Origin of the sequence: Pinirhizobacter sp. (genome assembly GCF_035317885.1) — a bacterium.
Lineage (GTDB): Bacteria > Pseudomonadota > Gammaproteobacteria > Xanthomonadales > Rhodanobacteraceae > Pinirhizobacter.
Window position 1 is genome coordinate 1 of sequence record NZ_DATHFX010000454.1, and the last position, 8,339, is coordinate 8,339.

Here is an 8,339-nt window from a genome sequence, read left to right on the forward strand (position 1 = left end):
CTGGCCCGATGGATCGTCGAGAACAAGCGCACCGTCTGGCGTCCGTCGGCGGTGATCGGGGGCGCCGAAGCCCTGCACGGATTTCAGCGGGAAGTGATCGAGGAGGCCTTCGGTTGCCCCGCCTACAACACCTATGGTTGCCGGGAATTCATGCTGGTGGCCAGCGAATGCGAAGAGCGCGGGGGCCTGCATGTCAACGCCGACCATTTGGTGCTGGAACTGCGCTCCGGTGAGCGCACCACGCGGCTGGGATGCTCCGGCGAAGTGGTGGTGACCGATCTCTTCAATTACGGTTTCCCCTTCATCCGCTACGCCAATGGCGACATGGCCACCATGAGCACGCGTGTGTGTGCGTGCGGCCGCTGCCTGCCGATGCTCGACAGCGTCGATGGCCGCGTGCTCGATGCCATCGTCACCGCCAACGGCCATCGCCTGCCCGGGGAATTCTTCCCTCACATGCTCAAGGATGTCCCGGGCCTGCTGCGTTTCCAACTGGTGCAGCGTGAACTTGAACGCCTGGAACTTTCCATCGTACGCGGCGAGGGTTTCGACGATGCCTCGGTAGCTTACATCCGCCGCGAAGTGGCCAAGGTGCTTGGCGACAGCATCACGGTGGACTGCCGCTTCGTCCCGGATATCCCGCTCACCGCCAGCGGCAAGCACCGGGTGACCATTTGCGAGCTGGATTCACTGCCATGAACATCACGCACTTCGTCGAGAACCTCAACCGTGGTGGCCTGGAGCGGATGGTGCTGGAACTTGTCAAGCTCCAGCAGGCGCAAGGCCATGCCTGCCAGGTAGTTTGCCTGTACGACGAAGGCACACTGGCCGCCGAACTCACCCGCCACGACATCCCGGTGTATGCCTGCGGCAAGCGCGCCGGCCTGGACCTGCGCGCGCTAAAGCGTGCGCGGCACCACGTGCGCGAACACGACACCGATATCCTGCATACGCACAACGCCGTGGCCCACTACCAGGCGGTGCTGGCCACCTGGGGTCTTCGCATCGGCAAGGTGATCAACACACGCCACGGCATGGGCGGCAATCGCCACGCCACACGCCGCGAGTGGCTTTACCGACGGGCGCTGACACGTACTAACGCCGTGGTAGCCGTTTGCGAGGCCGCGCGCAGCGACGCGGTGGCCCGGGGCATCGTGCCGCCCAGGAAATCCAGCGTGGTAACCAACGGCATCCGCGTGGATGCCTTCGCACCAGCCTCCGATTCCATGCACGAGCGGCTGACGCGGATGCTCAACGTGCCGCAGCGAACTCAGCTGGTGGGCACGGTGGGCCGCCTGAACTGGACCAAGGACCAGGTGAACCTGATCCGCGCCTTCGCCCGCGTGCACCGACGCAAGGCCGATACGGCGCTGGTATTGATCGGCGATGGCGAATTGCGCGAAGACCTTCGCATGCTGGCGTTCGACGAGGGCGTGGCCGGCAGCGTGCATTTCCTCGGTGACCGCGACGACGTGCACGAACTTCTGCAGGGCCTGGACCTGTTCGTGTTGTCATCGACCAGTGAGGGCTATTCCATGGCGTTGCTCGAAGCAAGCGCCACGGGCCTGCCGATCCTTGCCACCGATGTCGGCGGCAACCGCGAGATCGTACACGACGGCCAGACCGGCCGCCTGGTACCGGCGGGTAACGCGCCCCGCCTCGGTGATGCGATGCTTGCCATGCTGCGCGAGCCGCGCCAGGCACGGGGCCTTGGCGAGGCCGCGCGCACGTGGGTACAGGCCAATGGTTCGCTCGAGGCCATGGCCTTGCGCTATGCCCGACTCTATGACGGCGGCAACGGCCTTACGGCATGAAGATCCTGGTATTGACCAATCTGTTCCCCACGCCCTGGGATCCACTGCGCGGTACTTTCAACCGCCAGCAGTTCGAACGCCTGGGCCGGCGCCACGAGGTGGATGTCATCACTGCGGTCGACTTCCGCCAGCGCATGGGCAAACGCCAGCCCTTCGCCGGCGTGCCGGGCGTGCGCTGCGGCTATTTCACTTTTTTCTATCCACCGCGCATCGGCCGGGCACTACACGCTGCGTGCTGGTGGGCGAGTCTGGAACTGCAGAAGGGCCTGGCGATCCGCCGGGCACGGTACGACGCCGTGCTCGCCAGTTGGGGTTATCCAGACGCCGTTGGCGCAAGCGTGCTGGCCCGCCACCTGGGTATTCCCTACGCCGTGAAACTGCATGGCAGCGACCTCAACGTGCAGGCCAACCACGCCATGCGGCGCAAGCAGATCCGCTCGGCGCTCCGCGGCGCCGGCGCCGTGATCACAGTCAGCGGCGCGCTCGCGGACAAGGCGCGGGAGCTTGGTGCCGACCCATCCAACACTCACGTGCTCTATAACGGCGTGGATGGCGAATTGTTCGGACCCGGCGAACGCGACACGGCGCGTGGGCATCTTTCGCTTCCCGCTGGCGTGCCGTTGGTGCTGTTCGTCGGCAATCTGAAGGACACCAAGGGTTGCAACGATCTCCTGGAGGCGTTCCCGGCCGTGCTTTCGCAGCGGCCCGACGCGCTGCTGGTGTATGTGGGCGAGGGCCGCGAACAGGCAGTGATGGCCGCGCGCGCTCAGGCCTTGGGCTGCCTGGCCAGTGTGCGTTTTGCCGGTGCCGTGGCGCATGCGGACCTCCCCCACTGGTTCCGCGCCGCCAGCGTGCTTTGCCTGCCCAGCCACAACGAAGGCGTGCCCAACGTGGTGCTCGAGGCCATGGCCTGCGGAACGCCGGTTGTCGCCACCAACGTCGGCGGCATCCCCGAGGTATTGCCACAACTTGCCGGCATGCTGGTGGAACCGCGCATGCAGCCGGCGTTGTCCGGCGCCCTGCTCGAAGCCCTGGGCCGCGACTGGGACACCGCCGCCATCACCGCCCACGCGGCGCATTTCCGCTGGGACGACAACATCGACCGGCTCGAATCGATCCTGGCCACGCTGCCACCCATCCACGCCGTTTCTGCAGGGGCCTCGGCATGACATTGAAACCGCGCAAGCAGGATTTCCTCGACCTGCTGCCTCCGAGCCTGGTGGTGACGCACCAGCGTCGCCACGGTGCCGAACGCTACCTCACTTTCGACGACGGCCCGAATCCGCAGCACACGCCACGCCTGCTCGACCTCCTGGCCAGGCACGGTATCAAGGCGAGTTTCTTCGTGGTCGGCCAGAAGGTCGAACGGCACCCGGAGATCGTTGCGCGCATCGCGGCCGAAGGACACATGCTGGGCAACCACTCCTACTCGCATTGGTCGTTCAAACCGATGACCCAGGCTTGCAGGCTGAAGGAAATCCGCCAGACCGACGAACTGCTCGAGCCCCATACCGGACACCCGATCCATCGCATGCGTCCGCCCGCGGGGCACATGGCCCCGGCCCTGCTGTGGCATTTCGCCCTGAACCGCCGCAACTTGGTGCACTGGTCGTACGACAGCATGGACTACCAGAAACCCGACCACGACGAGCTCGTGGCGCGGCTGCTCGACGCACCACCTGCCCCGGGCGACATCATTCTGATGCACGACGACAGCGGCGCGGCGGTGGACGCGCTGGCCGATGTGATACCGGCATGGCTCGAACGCGGATATACCTTCGCACCGCTACCGGTGCAGGCATGAACATCCTCTATCACCACCGCACCCGCGGGCGCCACGTCGAGGGCGTGCATATCCGTGGCATCGTGCATGCCTTGCGCGACCTGGGGCACCGGGTAAGCGTGCTGTCATTCCCGGGCGCGGACCCCGAACACGAAGCGCCTGCGCATGAACCGGGCAAGCAGGGTCGGCTGGCGGCGTTCATCGCCCGGCTTCCCGGCGTGCTGTTCGAATTGCTGGAGCTTGGCTACAACATCATCACCGTGCCGCGCATGGCGCGTGCCATCGCCGCGCACGAACCAGCACTGATCTACGAGCGCTACTCGCTGTTCCTGTGCGCCACGGTATGGATGGCACGGCGCCGGAACATCCCGCTGGTGCTGGAAATCAACGACTCGGCCCTGGTCCATCGCGTACGGCCGCTTAAGCTGAAGTCGCTGGCGCGTCGCATCGAGGGCTGGTGCCTGCGCAACGCCACCGGCCTGGTGTTCATCTCAAGCTATTTCCGCGACGAGGCAATCAAGGCACACGGCAACATCGCTCCGTCGGTGATCTCGCCCAATGCCGCGGATCTGGCCCGTTTCGACCCGGCGCGCTTCGATCGGCAGGCGCTGCGCCTTGCACGCGGCCTGGACCAGCGCATCGTCTGCGGCCACATCGGCGTGTTCGCCCACTGGCATGGCGTGGACGGCTTCGTCGAGGCGATCGCTGCGCGCCTGGCCGAGGTGCCGGATCTGGCCCTGGTGTTCGTAGGCGATGGCAAGACACTGCCGGCCGTGCGCGCGCTGGTTGCCGGCCGCGGCCTGGCCGACCGCGTGTTGCTGCCCGGCCGCGTCCCGCATGACGAGATCGCCAGCTGGATCGCCTGCATGGACTACGCCGTGCTTCCCGACTCCAACCTTTACGGCTCGCCAATGAAGCTGTTCGAGTTCATGGGCATGGGCGTGGCCGTGGTGGCTCCCGATTACGCCCCCGTGGCCGAGGTCATCGGCGACGGTGCCACGGGCTGGCTGTTCCCACGGGGGGAAACCGCCGCCTGCGTCGAGCGTGTGCTGGAACTTGCCACGCGCGAGGAAGAACGGCGCCGTGTCGGCGCCGCCGCGCGTAGTTACATCCAGCGCGAGCGGCAATGGCGCAATAATGCCGAGCAGTTGCTGAGCCTCGTCGGCGAACGGAAGGCCGCATGATGGCCATGATGATCCTGGCGCTGGCAGTCGCCGTGGCCCTGGTGGCCTTGCTCGCCGTGGCCTGGGCCATCCGCGCGCGCAACATGCAGGTATGGCTGGGCTCGTATCTCCGGCGCCGCAAGCCCGCCCGCGGCAATGGCCCCACCCACGTGATGTTTGCCTTCGTCGACCATTTCGAACCCAACTGGGGACGCGTGGATATGCCCACCCAGCGCGCCCGGGTGGACCGCTGGTGCACCGACTACCGCGCCATGGCGTCGAAGCACCGCGATTCCGACGGCCGCCATCCGCAACACAGCTTCTTCTATCCGGAAGAGGAATACGTCGAGGAACACCTGGAGAAGATCGCAGGCCTGTGTGCCGATGGCTTCGGCGAGCTGGAAATCCACCTGCACCACGACAACGACACGCCGGAAAACTTCCGCGCCACCATCGACCGCTTCAACGTGCTCCTGCACGAACGCCACGGCGCCCTGCCACGCGATCCTGTCACCGGCAAGTTGCGTTTCGCCTTCATCCACGGCAACTGGTGCCTTGACAATTCGCGAGCCGATGGGCGCTGGTGCGGCATCAACAACGAACTGGTGCTGCTGCGCGAACTGGGCTGCTACGCGGACTTCACCCTTCCCTCCGCGCCCAGCGAAACACAAACCAGCACCATCAACACCATTTACTACGCCACCGACGACCCGCTCAAGCCCAAGTCGCACGACACCGGCGAGCCGGTTCGGGTGGGCGGCAAGGCGTCAGGCGACCTGATGATCATCCCGGGCCCGCTGGGGCTGAACTGGCGCGAGCGGCGCTTCGGCATCATCCCCCGCATCGAGAATTCCGATGTACGCCGTGCCTGCCCGCCCACCCCTTCGCGCGTGGACGCGTGGGTGGATACCGGCATCCACGTGCAGGGAAAACCCGATTGGGTATTCGTCAAGGTCCATACCCACGGCACCCAGGAACGGGACATGGATACGCTGCTCGGCGACGCCGCGCACACCATGCATGCGCACCTGGAATCGAAGTACAACGATGGCAAGCGTTACATCCTGCACTACGTGACGGCGCGGGAGATGTACAACATCGTCAAGGCGGCCGAAGCCGGCAAGGACGGCAACCCCCACCAGTGGCGCGATTTCGAACTTCCCGCGCCGCGCCACATGCCGATCCGCCACCATGCGTAGCGTGCTTGTCTGCCATGCCGGCGACACCTTCGACCGCGAGGGCCTGGCGGCGTGGCTGGCGTCGTTCAGCTCCCTGGCCGGCATCGTGGTGCTGGAAGAAACGCGTGCGCAAAAGATCGCCCGCATCAAGCGGGAGTTCAAGCGCGTGGGCCTGGTCCGGTTCGCCGACGTCGCGGCCATGCGCCTGTGGCAGAAGCTCGCCCACCGGGGCGATGCGGCCTGGACGGCAGCCACCATCCAGGCCATGCGCGTGCGCTATGGCGTGGCCCGCGACGTGCCCACCATCGTAGCTGCGAATGTCAATGACGATGCGGTGCTCGCCTTCCTTCGCCAGGCCCGGCCCGACATCGTGCTCGCGCGCGCCAAGCAGTTGCTCAAGAAGAAGACCCTATCGGTGGCCCGCGTCGGCACCTTCGTGATGCACCCGGGCATCTGCCCGGAATATCGCAACGCCCACGGCTGCTTCTGGGCACTGGCACGCCGCGACATGGGCAAGGTGGGCATGACCCTGCTGAAGATCGATGCCGGTGTGGATACAGGCCCCGTGTATGGGCATTACAGCTATGCCTTTGACGAGCGGACTGAGAGCCATGCGCGTATCCAGTATCGCGCCGTGCACGAAAACCTCGACGCGGTGGCCATGAAGCTCAAGGAGATCGTCGCAGGCACCGCGCAGGCGGTGGACACAAGCCACCGCGCAGGCGCGGACTGGGGCCAGCCGTGGCTAAGCCAGCACATCGCCTGGAAACGCGCCGCGCGACGCGATGGGCACCGCGTGGCCCTGATGTACCACGATGTGGTGGCGCCCGGCGCCGGCGACAGCAGCGGTTTTTCCGGCCCCGCCGCCGGTCGGTACAAGCTCGACACCGACGATTTCGCGCGCCACATGAATGCGCTCGAACGCACGCGGCTGGACTTCGGGGCGCTTACCCCCTACGCATTGACCTTTGACGATGGCGGCGCCTCGGCCAGCACGATCGGCCGCGAACTGCTACGCCGGGACATGCGCGGACACTTCTTCATCACCACTTCGCGCATCGGCACCCCGGGCTTCATCGACGCCCATGCGTTACGCGAATTGCATGCCGCCGGCCACGTGGTGGGCAGCCATTCGCACACCCATCCGGCGGAGATCTCGCGGCTGTCTCCCGCGGCGCTGGACGCTGAGTGGCGCAGCAGCGTACGCATACTGGAGGGTATCTTAGGGTCGCCGGTGACCGTTGCCTCGATACCGGGCGGGTTCTATTCCCCTGCCGTGGCAGCATCGGCGGCGGCGGCCGGCATCCGCACCCTGTTCACCTCCGAACCCACCGTGCGCACGCACCGGGTGGGCGATTGCCTGGTGATCGGCCGCTATGCGCTGTGGCGCGGCATGGGTGCATCGGTGGCGGTGGCGCTGGCCAATGGCGACGGCGTTGCCAGAATGCGGCAATGGCTGCTGTGGAACACCAAGAAGCCGCTCAAGCGCTTCGCCGGCCCGGTCTACCGCCTGGTGCGGCATCGCATGATGGCCGCGCGGGCCTGAAGGTTACTTCTGGCGAAGCCGGCGTGCCAGGCGATAGGCTGCGCGCATCGGCCCGACCATGGCAAAGCGCAGGCGCGCCGCGGGGCCACGAACCAGGTACAGCGATGCGCACTGGGCCTGGTCAGTAGCCAGCACGCGCTTGTACTGGTTGTCGCCGTAACCGAAGTCGATGGTCTCGCCCGGATGGCGCGCCATGAGATCCTGCACGGACTGGAACACCAGTGACGACCCCACTCCCAGCGACGCGAAGGCCTCGTCGTATCCGGTGTCATCGAGCAGGTAGCGACCGCCAAGGCGGTAACCGTGCACGTAGGCGACGGGTTTCTCACCCAGCAGCAACATGTGTCCGACGATGCGCCCACTGGCGGCGAGCGTGGCGAAGCACGCGCGCCTGGCAGGCTCATTCCAGTCGATCGCCTGGGCATCGGCGTGCCAGCTGCGGGCATACACCTGGTTCATCAACGCACAATATTCATCCATCTCCGCGGGCGTGGCGAACACGCGCAAGCGGGCGCCATCGCCGAGCTTCTTGTACACGTTGCGCAGGCGACGCGTCAGGTCGTTGCGCTTCTTCGAGTCCATGCCGGCCAGCCAGCCGGCGGCATCGGCCTGCGGTGCAATGGTCCAGTTCACCTGATCAAGCAGGTTTGCGGAAACGCCGGTGAAACCTTGGCCGGGCCCGGTGAGCGTTTGTACGAAAGTATTGGGAAGCGTCGTTTCCTGGATACGCAACACGCGTGCGCCGCGGTCGGCACGCAGCAGCGTGGCGATGGCCGCCTCAGCCGCCGCCCGGGAAGACGGTTCGGCCACCACGCCGCTACCGAGCAGGCGCAACACCCGCCCTCGGTACACCCC

General features: G+C 66.2%; 8 protein-coding genes. 7 read left to right on the forward strand and 1 reads right to left on the reverse strand.

Annotated features, from left to right (window positions below):
* From VK519_RS14870 to VK519_RS14900, 7 genes are all read left to right on the forward strand, one after another.
* A partial coding sequence (locus tag VK519_RS14870; protein ID WP_524538999.1) for a phenylacetate--CoA ligase family protein occupies window positions 1-699 on the forward strand: 699 nt, incomplete at its 5' end.
* Window positions 696-1,814, forward strand: a complete 1,119-nt coding sequence (locus VK519_RS14875; RefSeq protein ID WP_324351031.1) for a glycosyltransferase — start codon at window positions 696-698, stop codon at window positions 1,812-1,814. The genes VK519_RS14870 and VK519_RS14875, both read left to right, overlap by 4 nt.
* A complete protein-coding gene (locus tag VK519_RS14880) occupies window positions 1,811-2,983 on the forward strand; it encodes a glycosyltransferase family 4 protein (RefSeq protein WP_324351033.1) in 1,173 nt (390 codons plus the stop codon). The genes VK519_RS14875 and VK519_RS14880 overlap by 4 nt, the downstream gene beginning before the upstream one ends.
* Complete coding sequence (locus VK519_RS14885) at window positions 2,980-3,618, forward strand: polysaccharide deacetylase family protein (protein WP_324351035.1); 639 nt, start codon at window positions 2,980-2,982, stop codon at window positions 3,616-3,618. Before VK519_RS14880 ends, VK519_RS14885 begins: the two co-directional genes overlap by 4 nt.
* Window positions 3,615-4,781, forward strand: coding sequence for a glycosyltransferase family 4 protein (locus VK519_RS14890; protein WP_324351037.1), 1,167 nt, complete (start codon window positions 3,615-3,617; stop codon window positions 4,779-4,781). The genes VK519_RS14885 and VK519_RS14890 overlap by 4 nt, the downstream gene beginning before the upstream one ends.
* Window positions 4,778-5,959 (forward strand): hypothetical protein, encoded by a 1,182-nt coding sequence (locus tag VK519_RS14895; RefSeq protein WP_324351041.1) that lies wholly within the window; start codon window positions 4,778-4,780, stop codon window positions 5,957-5,959. Before VK519_RS14890 ends, VK519_RS14895 begins: the two co-directional genes overlap by 4 nt.
* A complete protein-coding gene (locus tag VK519_RS14900; protein ID WP_324351042.1) occupies window positions 5,952-7,484 on the forward strand; it encodes a polysaccharide deacetylase family protein in 1,533 nt (510 codons plus the stop codon). The genes VK519_RS14895 and VK519_RS14900 overlap by 8 nt, the downstream gene beginning before the upstream one ends.
* Window positions 7,485-7,487: 3 nt before the next feature.
* Here VK519_RS14900 and VK519_RS14905 read toward each other — a convergent pair.
* The coding region (locus tag VK519_RS14905; protein ID WP_324351044.1) for a GNAT family N-acetyltransferase at window positions 7,488-8,339 on the reverse strand (852 nt) is incomplete at its 5' end.

Excerpts from the sequence above, each read along its gene's own strand:
- VK519_RS14875 (WP_324351031.1), top strand. The coding sequence starts at position 696 with ATGAACATCACGCACTTCGTCGAGAACCTCAACCGTGGTGGCCTGGAG.
- VK519_RS14880 (WP_324351033.1), top strand. The coding sequence starts at position 1,811 with ATGAAGATCCTGGTATTGACCAATCTGTTCCCCACGCCCTGGGATCCA.
- VK519_RS14885 (WP_324351035.1), top strand. The coding sequence starts at position 2,980 with ATGACATTGAAACCGCGCAAGCAGGATTTCCTCGACCTGCTGCCTCCG.
- VK519_RS14890 (WP_324351037.1), top strand. The coding sequence starts at position 3,615 with ATGAACATCCTCTATCACCACCGCACCCGCGGGCGCCACGTCGAGGGC.
- VK519_RS14895 (WP_324351041.1), top strand. The coding sequence starts at position 4,778 with ATGATGGCCATGATGATCCTGGCGCTGGCAGTCGCCGTGGCCCTGGTG.
- VK519_RS14900 (WP_324351042.1), top strand. The coding sequence starts at position 5,952 with ATGCGTAGCGTGCTTGTCTGCCATGCCGGCGACACCTTCGACCGCGAG.